General features: G+C 52.9%; 18 protein-coding genes. 4 read left to right on the top strand and 14 right to left on the bottom strand.

Translation table 11 applies throughout. The features are described 5' to 3' along the window. Positions 1-3 precede the first annotated feature (3 nt). Entirely contained in the window at positions 4-822 is an 819-nt protein-coding gene (gene proC, locus AB8615_RS03900; RefSeq protein ID WP_409433630.1) for a pyrroline-5-carboxylate reductase, read from the top strand. On the opposite strand, the gene AB8615_RS03895 is transcribed toward proC, so the two are convergent. After that, positions 785-2,122 carry an ATP-binding protein gene (locus AB8615_RS03895; RefSeq protein WP_418152738.1) on the bottom strand — a complete coding sequence of 446 codons (1,338 nt, stop codon included), beginning with the start codon at positions 2,120-2,122 and terminating at the stop codon, positions 785-787. The genes proC and AB8615_RS03895 overlap by 38 nt on opposite strands. After that, positions 2,119-2,823 carry a response regulator gene (locus AB8615_RS03890; protein ID WP_409433628.1) on the bottom strand — a complete coding sequence of 235 codons (705 nt, stop codon included), beginning with the start codon at positions 2,821-2,823 and terminating at the stop codon, positions 2,119-2,121. The genes AB8615_RS03895 and AB8615_RS03890 overlap by 4 nt, the downstream gene beginning before the upstream one ends. A 108-nt stretch (positions 2,824-2,931) precedes the next feature. Between AB8615_RS03890 and AB8615_RS03885 the strand changes: the two genes are divergently transcribed. After that, complete coding sequence (locus AB8615_RS03885) at positions 2,932-3,825, top strand: branched-chain amino acid aminotransferase (RefSeq protein WP_409433627.1); 894 nt, start codon at positions 2,932-2,934, stop codon at positions 3,823-3,825. A gap of 3 nt (positions 3,826-3,828) precedes the next feature. On the opposite strand, the gene pgsA is transcribed toward AB8615_RS03885, so the two are convergent. The 11 genes from pgsA to AB8615_RS03830 form a co-directional block, all read right to left on the bottom strand. Then, positions 3,829-4,455: a CDP-diacylglycerol--glycerol-3-phosphate 3-phosphatidyltransferase gene (gene pgsA, locus AB8615_RS03880; RefSeq protein ID WP_409433626.1), complete on the bottom strand. Its 627-nt coding sequence runs from the start codon at positions 4,453-4,455 to the stop codon at positions 3,829-3,831. Positions 4,456-4,458: 3 nt separating this feature from the next. Beyond that, a complete protein-coding gene (locus AB8615_RS03875; RefSeq protein WP_409433625.1) occupies positions 4,459-5,175 on the bottom strand; it encodes a CDP-alcohol phosphatidyltransferase family protein in 717 nt (238 codons plus the stop codon). Further along, positions 5,156-7,051 (bottom strand): excinuclease ABC subunit UvrC, encoded by a 1,896-nt coding sequence (uvrC, locus tag AB8615_RS03870; RefSeq protein WP_409433624.1) that lies wholly within the window; start codon positions 7,049-7,051, stop codon positions 5,156-5,158. The genes AB8615_RS03875 and uvrC overlap by 20 nt, the downstream gene beginning before the upstream one ends. A gap of 35 nt (positions 7,052-7,086) precedes the next feature. Next, positions 7,087-7,461: a DUF2237 family protein gene (locus tag AB8615_RS03865; protein WP_409433623.1), complete on the bottom strand. Its 375-nt coding sequence runs from the start codon at positions 7,459-7,461 to the stop codon at positions 7,087-7,089. After that, positions 7,458-7,916 (bottom strand): retropepsin-like aspartic protease, encoded by a 459-nt coding sequence (locus AB8615_RS03860; protein WP_409433622.1) that lies wholly within the window; start codon positions 7,914-7,916, stop codon positions 7,458-7,460. The genes AB8615_RS03865 and AB8615_RS03860 overlap by 4 nt, the downstream gene beginning before the upstream one ends. 5 nt (positions 7,917-7,921) lie before the next feature. After that, complete coding sequence (locus AB8615_RS03855) at positions 7,922-8,161, bottom strand: hypothetical protein (protein ID WP_409433621.1); 240 nt, start codon at positions 8,159-8,161, stop codon at positions 7,922-7,924. 94 nt (positions 8,162-8,255) lie between these two features. Continuing rightward, positions 8,256-8,663: a dihydroneopterin aldolase gene (gene folB / locus AB8615_RS03850; RefSeq protein WP_418152734.1), complete on the bottom strand. Its 408-nt coding sequence runs from the start codon at positions 8,661-8,663 to the stop codon at positions 8,256-8,258. Continuing rightward, entirely contained in the window at positions 8,650-9,405 is a 756-nt protein-coding gene (locus AB8615_RS03845; protein WP_409433619.1) for an SDR family oxidoreductase, read from the bottom strand. The genes folB and AB8615_RS03845 overlap by 14 nt, the downstream gene beginning before the upstream one ends. Positions 9,406-9,448: 43 nt before the next feature. After that, the gene (locus AB8615_RS03840; protein WP_409433618.1) at positions 9,449-9,823 is read right to left on the bottom strand and encodes a 6-pyruvoyl trahydropterin synthase family protein; all 375 of its coding nucleotides are present in this window, start codon (positions 9,821-9,823) and stop codon (positions 9,449-9,451) included. A 10-nt stretch (positions 9,824-9,833) separates the two neighbouring features. Further along, positions 9,834-10,841, bottom strand: coding sequence for a calcium/sodium antiporter (locus tag AB8615_RS03835; RefSeq protein WP_418152732.1), 1,008 nt, complete (start codon positions 10,839-10,841; stop codon positions 9,834-9,836). An 11-nt stretch (positions 10,842-10,852) separates the two neighbouring features. Further along, positions 10,853-10,984, bottom strand: a complete 132-nt coding sequence (locus AB8615_RS03830) for a hypothetical protein (RefSeq protein WP_409433616.1) — start codon at positions 10,982-10,984, stop codon at positions 10,853-10,855. Positions 10,985-11,113: 129 nt separating this feature from the next. Between AB8615_RS03830 and AB8615_RS03825 the strand changes: the two genes are divergently transcribed. Together AB8615_RS03825 and lysM are read left to right on the top strand one after the other, a co-directional pair. Continuing rightward, entirely contained in the window at positions 11,114-11,488 is a 375-nt protein-coding gene (locus tag AB8615_RS03825; RefSeq protein ID WP_409433615.1) for a VOC family protein, read from the top strand. Between the two features lie 154 nt (positions 11,489-11,642). Then, positions 11,643-12,098 (top strand): peptidoglycan-binding protein LysM, encoded by a 456-nt coding sequence (gene lysM / locus AB8615_RS03820; protein ID WP_409433614.1) that lies wholly within the window; start codon positions 11,643-11,645, stop codon positions 12,096-12,098. A gap of 390 nt (positions 12,099-12,488) precedes the next feature. Here lysM and AB8615_RS03815 read toward each other — a convergent pair whose 3' ends face one another. Then, a complete protein-coding gene (locus tag AB8615_RS03815) occupies positions 12,489-12,815 on the bottom strand; it encodes an accessory factor UbiK family protein (RefSeq protein WP_409433613.1) in 327 nt (108 codons plus the stop codon). Positions 12,816-12,845 lie beyond the last annotated feature (30 nt).

The raw sequence follows: 12,845 nt of genomic DNA, 5'->3' as shown, positions 1-12,845 counted from the left end.
CTGATGAGCGCGACGCACCTGATTGTTGGCGCAGGGAAGATGGGCGGGTCACTCATTCGTGGCTGGCTGGAAAACGGCACTGTCAACGCCAAACGCCTCGCCATTGTTGATCCCCATCTCGGGACGGACGCGGTCTACGCCGTCGAAAAAGGCGCACGGCACATTGACGAACCCCACGATATTCCCAACACGGTCAAAGTCGTTTTGCTCGCCGTAAAGCCGCAAATGGTGAGTGAAATCGCCAAATCTATCGCAGGGTATATCCCGCCCAATGCCCTCGTCATTTCAATCATGGCGGGCACATCTATCGCGCAGATTGAGCGCATGTTCGGCGCGCGCCCAATCATCCGCGCTATGCCCAACACGCCTTCCTCTATCGGTGAAGGGATCACAGCAATCACGGGGCCAGCAGGGCTTGATCCCGCGCATTTAGACACGGCTGAGCAACTGCTCTCGGCTGTTGGTATTGTGCGGCGGGTGGAAACCGAGGCGCTGATTAATTCTGTCACTGCGATTTCGGGCTCTGGCCCCGCTTATATTTTCCACCTTTGCGAAGCGCTGGAATTAGCAGCGAAAGACGTTGGCTTGCCCAAAGACCTCGCGCCTGAATTTGCGCGTCAGACCATTATCGGGGCCGCCGCTTTGCTTGCCCAGAGCGACGAAACGCCAGAAACTTTGCGCAGGAATGTGACGTCCCCCAATGGCACGACCCAAGCGGCACTTGATGTTCTGATGGCGGAGGACGGCTTGGCCGCGTTGATGCGCCGTGCCGCGCAGGCCGCGCTCAAACGCGCCGAAGAGTTGGCGCAAGACGAAGACTAACGCGGCAAAGCCAAGGTCGCCCGCAGCCCCCAAGCGGGCTATCATCCAAGACTAACTTCCCACCGTGAATTTGCGCAATATCTCGTGCGATCGACAAGCCCAAACCCACACCTTCGACGTTTTGATTTCGCGCGACGTCCAGCCGTTGAAAGGCTTTGAACGCTTCCTCCCGATCATCTTCGGGGATACCTGGGCCGTCATCATCGACGTGGATCAGCACTAAATTACCGACGGTCTCCGCGCATACCTCGCATCGCTTTGCATATTTGCGAGCATTATGGATCAGGTTGACCAGCGCCCGTCGCACCAATGCTGTGCGCAGAGGGAGTGTTATGTCCGGAACGTCTTTAAGACTCACATCAGGAAAACTTACCAACGTCTCCGTCAGAAATTCTGGTAAGGCCGTACTCACTGGCTTCTCATTTCCCAGCCCGCGGGCGAAGTCGAGATAACCCGTTAGCATCGCTTCCATCTCAGCAATATCACGCTTGGCCGCGCGTGTGTCCTCCGTCTCGTCTTGCATAGCGATCTGTAGTTTCAGCCGTGTCAGCGGCGTGCGCAGGTCATGCGATACACCAGCCAGCATCATTGTCCGTTGTTCCAAGTGACGCTGTATCCGTGCGCGCATCTTCAAAAATGACTGCCCCGCGCGGCGAACTTCGGATGCGCCAGACGGTTTGAAAGTTGAAATATCTTGTCCCTTACCAAAGGCATCGGCGGCATCGGCGAGTTGACGGATAGGCTTGGCTTGATTGCGGATAAAGATAATTGAAACCAGTGTCAGCAGCACGGTCGCGGTGATCAGCCAAAAGATGAAGACGAACCCTGTCGGCGCGAACACACGCTCCCGCGCCGCGACAAATCGTAAAACGCCCTCATCCACTTTCACGCGAATATCGATGTGATTGGGATAGCGTGTCGTATCAAACCAGAAAGGATCATCCAGTGTCTGATTTAGGGCGCGGCGCAGGGTGCGGTCCAGAACAGAGAAAAACGCCTGTCGGTCGACCTCTGGCAGATCATCGCCCGGGCGGAGCTTGATCGAGAGCTGCATATCGGGACGGAGCAGCGCGTCGAGTTCTTCGGCCTTCGCCTCGCTGGGGGCTTGGGAATAAAGCTGCGTCGCGACTGCAATATCTGCGGCGACGCTGTCGGAGAGATTGGCGGTGACTTGCGACCAATGCGCGTTGAAGAAGAAATAGGCCACAGCCATTTGCATAATCACAATCGGCGTGATGATGATCGCCGACGCCCGCCCGTAAAGGCTCTTGGGCAAGTAGCGCTTGAACGGCATGGTCATAAGGCTTCGGACACCAAGCGGTACCCCTCACCCCGAATTGTCAGCAAGAATTCTGGTTCGCTCGGATTGTCCTCCAATTTACGGCGCAGGCGGGTCATTTGCACATCCACCGCGCGTTCCGAATTGGCTTTGATATTTTCCGACAGGATATACCGCGAGACCGTGGCCCCAGCCTGCCGCGCTAGCAAAGACAGCAAGGTCTGCTCCCCCGTTGTCAACTGCACGCGCTTGCCATTTTTGCGGAGTAAGCCCTGCATTGTGTCATATTCATAGGGGCCAAAGCGCACAGATTCGCTTGGCATTTTGCGGCCCGCTCGGCGGAAAATAGCGTCGATCCGCAGAAGTAATTCTTCGGGCTCAAATGGCTTTGGCAAATAGTCATCGACCCCCGCTTTCAACCCCTCAATGCGGTGTTCACTCTCGCCCAACGCGGTCAGCATAATGATCGGGACGTCGTGATGTTCGCGCAGGCGGCGCGCAAAGCTCAGCCCGTCTTCACCCGGCATCATCACGTCGAGGATCAGCAGATCATAGCTCAACCCCGCCATCTTCGCGCTCGCCATGGCCGCGCTTTCTGCACCCGAAACGCGGTAGCCGTTCTTGCCCAAATAACGCTGCAAAAGATCGCGAATTCGATCATCATCATCAATGACGAGAATATGCGTGTCGGAGCGATCTAAATATGTGGCCTGTTGTGTCAAATTTTTCTCTATCCGAGGCTTTATGCAGGTTGACTTAATTGTCCTTGCCGTAAGAATGAACTGAAAGAGAGAGCGCCGCAAGGCCGCACAAGAATAAGTGGAAAGACCATGATTGAAAAAGCCTATCACGATCGCGATGGCCATATTTGGATGGACGGAGATTTCATCGAATGGCGCGATACGAAAGTTCACCTGCTGACACATTCGCTTCATTATGGGTCCGCCGTTTTTGAAGGCGACCGCGCCTATAATGGCGAGATTTTTCGCTTGAACGACCATTCCAAGCGTTTGGTCAATTCAGCGAAAATCTTGGGCTATGAAATTCCCTATACTGCCGAACAAATCGATGAGGCGTGCCGCAAGACGTTGGCTAATTCTGGATTAAAAGACGCCTATGTACGCCCTGTCGCGTGGCGCGGGTCAGAGATGATGGGCGTGGCATCGAAGAATAATCAGATCCACTTGGCTGTCGCATGCTGGCATTGGGGTAGTTATTTCGCTGACAAAATGAAGGGTATCCGCTTGTGTATTTCCGAATGGAAACGCCCTGCGCCCGATACAAGTCCGTGTAAGTCGAAGGCGGCTGGCCTCTATATGATCTGCACGCTGGCGAAAGATAAAGCTGCTGCGACAGGCTGGGACGATGCCTTGATGTTTGATTATCGCGGGCGCGTGGCAGAATGTACTGGCGCGCATATTTTCTTTGTGCGCGGCGACGAATTACACACGCCGACGAACGACATTCTGCTGGACGGCATCACGCATGACAGCTTGATCAAGCTAGCCGAGGCGAACGGATTCAAGGTCTTCAAACGCGATATTCTGCCGAGTGAAATGGCGCATTTTGATGAGTGTTTTGTTGTTGGCACCGCCGCCGAAGTCACGCCTGTGCGCGAGATTGACGGGATTCATTACAAGCCTGGCAAAGTCTGCGAAGCGATGGTTGGACACTATGATGATGCCGTCAATGGCCGTATCGATATGTTCAAGCCGTCGTCTTAGCTGTCAGTCCTTTACGGCGGCCCTTACATAGAGCTGCCCCGTATAAACGGACAGCGCAGCCGCGAGCCATAAAAGCACGAGACCGATCAGCTTGGCATTCGCGCCAATGCTAGGGATAGAGGTGTCAATCGCGAGATAGGAACTGCCAAACGCCCAGACGAGCAAGGCCGCAATGGCGAGCATTTCGCAGGCGGTCTTCCACTTTGCCAGCTTCGTCGGCGGCATAGCGCGGGCCGATAAGGCCGCGTGTTCGCGCGCGCCAGATACCAAAATATCACGCCCAATAATGGCGAGCCCGGGGATCAGAAATAACCACGATCCTTGGCTGGCAATCATAAAGGCGATTAAGCACCCTGCGACGAGAAGCTTATCCGCAATCGGATCAATCATACGCCCAAAGCTGGAGGTCACGTTCCAGCGCCGAGCTAAATACCCATCTAAAAAGTCTGTAAACACGGCCGCTATAAACACGCCGCCAATCAACCAAAGTCGCGCAAGCGGACCTTCCCATCCAAAGCTAAAGGCGAGGATACCGTAAACGATCAGCGGGATCGACAGGATGCGCGCGACCGTGAGCGCATTGGGCAGCCAATGTAGCGAATGGCGATCGGCTGTGAGTGTTTGGGTCAAATCTTATGCCTCATTTGCGGGGCCGAGATTGGCCCGAAAAATCTTAATTGCGCTTAGAATAGAGAACAGCGCTGCGATCCACAAAACAACCTGCCCCACAATCCAAATCATGGGTGAGTTGCTATTAAAAATTTGCATCACATTATCTTCATTCGCACGCGCCATATCGACCCATTGTGTCAACCACGGTGAGGCTAGTAAGAGACAAGTGCCGAGCATGGCAAAGCCCGTTTTGGCACTGGATAGGACATTGTCTGGCCAGCCAAAGCGGTGCAATTCAAAGCCTTTCAACAAACCGACGATAACTTCACGCCCGATCAAAATCACGGCTGGCACTGTAAATGGCCACGCCAAAATCCCCGCGCGGTGAACCACAAACAGCAGAGCCAAAAGCGTACCGACCACTAAGACCGTATCCGCTATATCGTCCAGATAGCCGAATTTCCGAAAGGCTGACTTGGCGCTACCGCCTAAAAAGTCATCGATAATGTCGCTGATCGCGGCAATCGCAAAGAGGAATGAAGCCAGAGCCGTTAGCGTGGTATCAATGCCTGTTGGCGTCCACGCCCGATAGATCAAGAACATCACAACAGGTGTCAACAAAATGCGCACCAGTGTCAGGCCATCGGCGAAAGCTCCGCCTGCATCTGCGGTGCTTATTGCGTCTGTATTATTTGTGCCAGTTTTATTCGTGCCAGCGTTATTCGTGGAAGTAGTCATGAATGTTCTGAGCCAGTTTTTGACTGACCCCCTCTACCTTCGCTAAGTCATCGACCCCAGCGTTTTTGACGCCTTTGGCAGAGCCGAAATGGGCGAGCAAAGCGCGTTTTCGACCTGGCCCGACTCCTGCGATACCATCGAGTGGATTACTTTTCATCTCTTTTTTACGGCGCGCACGATGGGTACCAATCGCAAACCTATGCGCTTCATCGCGGAGACGCTGCAGAAAATACATAGCAGGACTGCGTTGCGGCAAAGTAAACGGATCACGATCGTTCATAAAGAATGTCTCACGTCCCGCATTGCGGTCTGGCCCTTTGGCGATGGCGACGAGTTTCACGCGGTCCAGCACGTCCAATTCTCGCAAGGTTTCCGTGACCGAGGATAGCTGCCCCTTACCCCCATCAATCAAGACGAGGTCTGGCCATTCCAGCGTTTTGTCTTTGACAAGTTTTCCAAAACGGCGTGAGAAAACCTCTCGCATCATGCCGTAATCATCGCCCGCAATCGTCTCTTCCCGCTTGATATTATAGGTGCGGTAGTCGCGTTTGCGGAACCCCTCTGGCCCTGCCACGATAAACGCGCCGATCGCATTTGTGCCTTGAATATGAGAGTTATCATAGACCTCAATGCGTTGCGGTAATTCTGGCAGATCAAATAGCTCTTGCAACTCCGCCAGCAATTTGCCCTGCGTCGCAGTTTCCGCCATTTTGCGCGAGAGGCTCTCATGGGCGTTGCGCACGGTTTGTTTGATCAGCTTTTTCTTCTCGCCCCGCTCTGGCACGATGAGCGGGACATTGCGCCCTGCCCGTTCCGACAAAGCTTCTGCAATCAAGGCTTGGCTCGGCAAAGTGTGGGAGAGGAAAATCTGCTTCGGCACAGGTTTGTCGAAATAAAATTGCGCGACGAAAGCATCCAACACGTCTTCGGGCGAGCTGTCCTTTGTGTGACGCGGGAAATGGCTGCTATTGCCCCAGTTCTGTCCACCGCGGAAAAAGAAAACCTGCACGCAGCTTTGCCCACCTGCCGTGTAAATGCCGATGACATCGCCGTCCTGGAAAGTCGTCGGCAAGATGGCGCCACTCGTGGTGGAGACCCGCGCCATGGCACGAATACGGTCACGGATTTCGGCGGCCTTTTCAAAGTCCATCGCGGTCGATGCCGCTTTCATTTGCTTTTGTAATCGCTTGAGCAGTTGATCAGATTTGCCTTTGAGGAAATCCTCCGCATCGCCAATCGACTCGGCATAATCTTCTAGCGAAATGACGCCTGTGCAGGGTGCTGAACACCGCTTGATCTGGTGCTGCAAGCATGGCCGCGAACGGCTTTCATAAATACTGTCAGAACAATTCCGCAGCAAGAAGGCCCGTTGCAGCGTGTCCAGCGTGCGGTTAACCGCCCATGCGCTCGCAAAGGGGCCGAAATACTCGCCCTTAATTTTACGCGCCCCGCGATGCTTGGTGACTTGCGCCGCAGGATGATCTTTGCGCACCAAAATATACGGGAAGCTCTTATCGTCGCGCAGCAGGATATTATAGCGCGGCTTGAGCTTTTTGATCAGGCTTGCTTCCAGCAGCAGCGCCTCGGTCTCGGTCTCGGTGACAACAAATTCCATATTGTGGGTTGCGCGGATCATCCGCCCGATGCGCACGGGGTGGCGGGCATAGCTGGTATAGGCGGTCACGCGTTTTTTGAGGTTCTTCGCCTTGCCCACGTAAAGCAACGTGCCGTGCTGATCTAGCATACGGTAAACGCCGGGTTTGTTAGGCAGGCGCGTCACATAATCCGCGATCAGTTCAGGGCCGTGAGTCGGCGCGCCGATATGCTTATCGGGTGCGTCCTCCTCTACGCCAAATGCTGGTGGGTTATGAGCCATGCCCCATACTTAGGGCGCGTCGCGATTAAGCGCAATTACTTCGCTGCAAACGCTTTGAAAGTCTCTAACGGCACCCGTTCCAGCGCGATTTGGTGCGTGGCGTCGAGTTTAACCTTGGGCGCAAAGCCCGCCGCATGAGCTTCTTTCCAGCGCTCTAGACAGAGGCACCATTGATCGCCTGGCTTAAGACCTGGGAATTGATAGTGCGGCATCGGCGTAGATAGGTCATTGCCCTGCGCCTTTGAGAACGCCAGAAATTCCGCCGTCATGATCGCGCAAACAATATGCCGCCCGCGGTCCTGCGGCCCCGTCTCGCAACAGCCGTCACGAAAGAATCCGGTCATCGGGTCTTTGGAGCAAGGCTGCAACGCTTCGCCCAGAATGTTGAGTGTCCCGAATTTAGAGGTCATTCATCAAATGCCATGTGAGCTTTCATTGTTGAAGGCTGCGCTAGCTGAAATACGCCGTCTGGCCCATCATAACTAAATATAAAATTCGATAAGAAAGGTCTGCCGAGTAGACAATGGTAGGACTTTGTACCCAGACCCAATTCCGCTCCGTAAAATTGACCAAGAATTTCAATCCCAACTTCGGCTATATCTATGATCCCAACATATACTGGTGTTAAATTTTGACCTGATGCAGATTGGAACTGCTTATAGTCTATAATTGGGAGCCCTAGCTTCCTAGCGGTCATATTATCGATACAGTTCACCGAAGCGCCAGTATCAATTAATCCACGAAAATTGCGACCAGACAAAATTTTAGATTTTTTTATAACAACGTCCAAAATTGGACCTTCTGATCGCAGCAGTAAGCTGCGTTCATTGCTATGTTGACCTGACGGCCCAAATTGTTTGATCACGAGAGTTATGCGTCTGCTGTGGCAAATTTTATATTTGGATAAACTTCTGGTTCAAAACCAATTTGGCGCAACAAGACTGGCGTGTCCCCAAACTCGCTAAATACTTTTTCAGCGGCAATTTGAAAATCTTTAAAAAAACCAATAACTTTAGTATTTTGAATTATAACCCACTCGCCTAAGTGGCTTTCTTTAAAATCCAATTCGTTTTGCTCATATGTTTTAATTTCTTCCCTAAGCATCAACATATAGCTCTCCAAATTTGGTTAATAATAACTTAAAATAATTGTTATCTGGTTAACGGTAGCCGATTCTGACTGCGCTGCATAGCGGGACAGATTCTCATCGGGTTTTGATGATCTCGACGCCAGCGACGTCGGCTTTCAGGAGCGCTTGGGGTTTGGAGATGGATACGGCGCAGCGTTGCACACGAGCATCTGTGGCCAGCGCCCAATCTGCGATTTGCTCTGCCAAGGTTTCAACCAGTTGCACATGCGCTTTGAGGGCAAGCTCTTCGGCTTTGTCCGCGACGAAACCATAATCCAATGTCTCGCCTAAGCGATCATCTTTAGGTAGGTCCATATCGCCCATATCGAGTTCAACGTCTATGATGATTGGCTGCGTGCTTTCATATTCATGCGGATGCACACCAATAGACGCCTGCACCAAAAGCCCACGCACAAAGATGCGGGTGGAGACAGGATTGGCTTTCTTGCCAAACGCTCTGAACATAGATTTACGGGCCATCATCGCCTCCGAATAATAGGTCGGGTGTTTGCCAGGTCAGGTGTTGCCCCCCGTCCACAGCCAGCATTTGCCCTGTGACAGACTCGGCAACCAGCAGATAGCGCGCGGCTTGCAAAATCGTGTCTGGCGGTGATCCGCGACCCAGCAGCGTTGTGCGCGACTCAGACGCAAATTCATCTTCGGTCTGTCCCGTATTGCGCAAGGTTGGCCCTGGCCCGATGCCGTTCACACGTATCTTCGGCGCAAGAGATTGCGCCAATGTCTTTGTCGACCAATATAGCGCAGATTTAGAAATACCGTAGGTAAAGAATAGCGGATTGGGCTTTAATACGCGCTGATCAATCATATTGATGATGCTGCCCGACGCCCCCTCTGGCAGTTGCAAAGCGAGGTCTTGAGCCAGTTGCAATGGCGCGCGCAAATTGACTTCGAGGTGATGATCCATCGTCGCGCGAGTGGATGTATCAGCGCGGTCATCGGTGAAGGTAGAGGCATTGTTGATCAGCACAGTAATCGGTTGCCCCAATGCCTCGGCCGCGCGCGCGACCAGCGTGTTGACTTCGTTGAAAATGCTCAGATTAGCTTGGACACAGATTGCCTTACCGCCCGCCTCATTGATCTCTGCGGCCAGCGCCTTGGCCTTGGTTTCGCTGCGACGATAGTGAATGGCGACAGGCCACCCATCTGCTGCGAGTCCCTTAGCCAGAGCTGCGCCAATCCGTGCGCCCGCCCCGGTAATTAGCATACCGCCTTTTGGCAGCTTGTCGCTATCCCGCAGCACGATAGCCTTACCCCTTTTCAGGTGACTTAACGCGGGCCCGTTCGCCGCAAGACGGACGACCGACTTCGACACATGACAGGCCCGGAAGCTGCGGCGCGAGGCGTTCAAAAATCCAGGCTGCGATTTGCTCAAGTGCGGGAGCATCGAGGCCTTCGACTTCATTGAGGAGGCAATGATCCAGCGGCTCAATAACAGAGTTGACGATTTGCTCGATCTTCCACAGATCGCGAACCCAGCCTTTGTCCTCTTGGGCATTACCGGTGATTGTCACAGTGCCTTTAAAGCTATGACCGTGAATTTTCTTAAACAGGTCATTGGCATCGGCGTGGCCAAAGTAGTGCGCGGCTTCGAATTGGAAGTCTTTTTCGATCTCGAACTGCATGGCAGCTCGCTTAAATTCCGCCTTGGCCGAGGCCAGGCATAAAGGCCGTTGCCAGCATATAAACAAGGTAAGCCGAGACAAATATCACGCCTGTCTTCCGGCCAATCGGCTTGCGCGTCATCACAAACATCAACAGCGCGAGCATCGAGATCAACATCACCCACATATCGAAATTATAGAGGCGGCTTTCAATCGGCACTGGCCCTGCGAGCGCGGCTGCACCCATGACGGCAAATGTGTTAAACACGTTAGAGCCCAGCACATTCCCGAGCGCGACTTCGGAATGACCGCGGTAGGAGGCAACAACCACGGTCGCGATTTCTGGCAGCGATATACCGATCGCGACAATCGTCAGGCCGATAATTGTTTCAGATACATTCATCGCTGTTGCAATCGTCGTGGCGTTATTCACGATCAACGCACCGCCGACCACGAGGCCGATAATACCGCCAATGACATAGACTAGCTCCACCCACATACGACTGGGCAGCCCGTCTTTGCCCTCATCGATCTCTGTCATTTCTGCGAGAATAGGATCTTCTGCGCCCGCTTTGGCGAGGCTGAACATCCAGAGGAGATAGGCAATAATACCGCCAAACAAGATCGCGCCCTGCCACATGACAAGCGCAGACCCATTGGTAAATTTGGACACAAAGGCAAGCGCCATGAATAGGACTGTCGCCAGTAAACACACAAAACTATTGCGACCAACACCCGCTATATTGGTGGGTATGGCGAGAATGAGTGCGGGCAGCCCGAGCGCAAGCAAAACATTCGCGATGTTCGAGCCAATGACATTACCTGCCGCGAGTTCGCCCGTGCCTTGCAAGACCGCCTGAACACTGACAACCATTTCGGGGGCCGAGGTGCCGAAGGCGACAATCGTCAGACCGACAATCAGCGCAGGCACGCCCCAATGACGCGCCAAAGCGGCCGCGCCGCGTACCATAATATCGCCCGCGATAATCAGAATGACTAAGCCGAGGACGAGCAGAAAAACTGGGAGAAGAAGCCCCATGAAATATGACCCTAGTCGAACCGCTTATAATCAAGCAGGTTCAAAATCCCGAACAACAAAAAGACAAGTGCAAAAGCGAAGAGGGCTGGGTCCATATTGAACAGACCAAAAACGCTGATACCGGCTTGGATAAGTGAAAACATGACGGTCCTTATTATCTGCGCGACATACCGCGCTTTGCTGCAATTTTGCTGTCTATAAAGACAGTTGCAGAAAAGGCCAAGCCTTCTTAGGCTGGAATACGCAGACTATTTCCAGCTAAAGAGGTGAATATGTCCCAAATTCTTGGCCTTGGCGGGATTTTTATACGCTGCAAAGACGTGGATCGCTACCGAGCGTGGTGGTCAGATCATATGGGAGTCGCCCTGACCGATTGGGGCACACTAGAATGGGAACATAGCGCCAGGGCCTATCCGTCCCGCTCCATGCTCAGCCCCTTTGCAGCGAATACGCCCTATTTTGACCCCAGCACGCAATCCGTCATGATCAATCTTCGGACAGATGATGTGCGCGGCATGATAGAGAAGGCGCGAAAAGGCGGCGCACAGATTGTTGGGGAGATTGACGACACAGAATACGGCATGTTTGGCTGGTTCATTGACCCAGAAGGCTACAAGATCGAATTATGGCAAGAACCAAGTGGATGATAGTGTCTGCGCAAATTTATCTAACATCTTCGGTAATTTTTGCTATTTTGCACTAGTTTATTGCACGGCATCAGGCCAATACTTATGACAACGATGTCGCAGGGGAACGATCCGCTTTGCGAGCCGTTGTAAGGATATACATTAAGGAGATACTATGTTCGGACTTATTCCATTCGCTAAAATGGCAGGCAAAGGCCTCGGCAAATTGTTCAAAGGCAAAGACGCCGAAGACAAATTAAAAAAAGAAGTTGAAGGCTACGGCCTCGATACGCAAGGCGTTGATATCAATGTCGATGATGACGGCGTGGTGACGGTCAAAGGCGAAGCGGTCAGCCAAGAGATGAAAGAGAAAATCATCCTCGCTGTTGGTAATGTCGAAGGCATTGGCGGCGTCAAAGACGAAGCGTCTTCCGCGCTCGACGGACGCGCGTCACAATTTCATACTGTTGTGAGCGGCGATACGCTGTCTGCGATCTCTAAGAAATATTACGGCACATGGCGCCTCTACCCAGAGATTTTCGAAGCCAACAAGCCGATGCTCTCTGATCCCGATAAAATTTATCCGGGCCAAGTTTTGCGTATCCCTGCGATCAGCACGGCCACGTCATAGCTTAGCTACGTCATAGGTTAGCTACGTCATAGGTTAGCTATGACACATAGATTTACGAAAGCCGTCCTTCGGGGCGGCTTTTTTATATGTAAAATGTGAAGTGGGAGAGAAGACAGAAGCGGGGCTACCCGGGAGAGAGAGAGAAACTGGGTAGCCACCGCCCTGCTGCGCGATCTGTGAGCCATTATGCCAAGTCCGCAAGGGACTTGCGTCGGCCACTCAAGCTCTAGGGGGAGCCGTCAAGGAGTGGGTCACAGAGGGGACGCACGCAGGAGTTATGTAGGATATTTCAGTTGAACCTTATCTGAATACCAAGCCAGAAAAGCACGCATCAAAATGACAATTTAGACAGGTTTCATCTTCTAAAAACAGGTCAAGACTATGAAATAGCTAAGCTTTCTTAGTCGGGCCTTTCTTCAAAGGCTTGCGCGCAGTGGCTTTTTTCGCGGCAGGTTTCTGCGAGGTGCTGGGCTTGGGCGCAGTCTTCTTCGTCGGCGCTGTTTTACCCTTCAGCGATTCGATTTCCGCGAGTGCTTTATCGAGTCGCGCTTTCAGGACGTCAAATTCTTCGCGGCTGACGAGGTCCAGATCTGCGACCAGCTTTTCCGCTTGGCTGCGGCCCATCGCTTTGACTTCGTCGCCAACGCCTTTGAGCGCGCCGGCAGCATTGGTCAGCAGGTTGGAGATGTCTTCCATCGGGCGAGATTTACTTTGCATAGCGTTTTGTTCCTATCGTCTGTTGGAATC

It is taken from the genome of Litorimonas sp. RW-G-Af-16, assembly GCF_048319245.1.
Lineage (GTDB): Bacteria > Pseudomonadota > Alphaproteobacteria > Caulobacterales > Maricaulaceae > Litorimonas.
This window is presented reverse-complemented; position numbering and strand designations above follow the sequence as displayed.

Excerpts from the sequence above, each read along its gene's own strand:
- proC (WP_409433630.1), top strand. The coding sequence starts at position 4 with ATGAGCGCGACGCACCTGATTGTTGGCGCAGGGAAGATGGGCGGGTCA.
- AB8615_RS03895 (WP_418152738.1), bottom strand. The coding sequence starts at position 2,122 with ATGACCATGCCGTTCAAGCGCTACTTGCCCAAGAGCCTTTACGGGCGG.
- AB8615_RS03885 (WP_409433627.1), top strand. The coding sequence starts at position 2,932 with ATGATTGAAAAAGCCTATCACGATCGCGATGGCCATATTTGGATGGAC.
- AB8615_RS03875 (WP_409433625.1), bottom strand. The coding sequence starts at position 5,175 with ATGACTACTTCCACGAATAACGCTGGCACGAATAAAACTGGCACAAAT.
- uvrC (WP_409433624.1), bottom strand. The coding sequence starts at position 7,051 with ATGGCTCATAACCCACCAGCATTTGGCGTAGAGGAGGACGCACCCGAT.
- AB8615_RS03865 (WP_409433623.1), bottom strand. The coding sequence starts at position 7,461 with ATGACCTCTAAATTCGGGACACTCAACATTCTGGGCGAAGCGTTGCAG.
- AB8615_RS03855 (WP_409433621.1), bottom strand. The coding sequence starts at position 8,161 with ATGTTGATGCTTAGGGAAGAAATTAAAACATATGAGCAAAACGAATTG.
- folB (WP_418152734.1), bottom strand. The coding sequence starts at position 8,663 with ATGATGGCCCGTAAATCTATGTTCAGAGCGTTTGGCAAGAAAGCCAAT.
- AB8615_RS03845 (WP_409433619.1), bottom strand. The coding sequence starts at position 9,405 with ATGCTAATTACCGGGGCGGGCGCACGGATTGGCGCAGCTCTGGCTAAG.
- AB8615_RS03840 (WP_409433618.1), bottom strand. The coding sequence starts at position 9,823 with ATGCAGTTCGAGATCGAAAAAGACTTCCAATTCGAAGCCGCGCACTAC.
- AB8615_RS03835 (WP_418152732.1), bottom strand. The coding sequence starts at position 10,841 with ATGGGGCTTCTTCTCCCAGTTTTTCTGCTCGTCCTCGGCTTAGTCATT.
- AB8615_RS03830 (WP_409433616.1), bottom strand. The coding sequence starts at position 10,984 with ATGTTTTCACTTATCCAAGCCGGTATCAGCGTTTTTGGTCTGTTCAAT.
- AB8615_RS03825 (WP_409433615.1), top strand. The coding sequence starts at position 11,114 with ATGTCCCAAATTCTTGGCCTTGGCGGGATTTTTATACGCTGCAAAGAC.
- lysM (WP_409433614.1), top strand. The coding sequence starts at position 11,643 with ATGTTCGGACTTATTCCATTCGCTAAAATGGCAGGCAAAGGCCTCGGC.
- AB8615_RS03815 (WP_409433613.1), bottom strand. The coding sequence starts at position 12,815 with ATGCAAAGTAAATCTCGCCCGATGGAAGACATCTCCAACCTGCTGACC.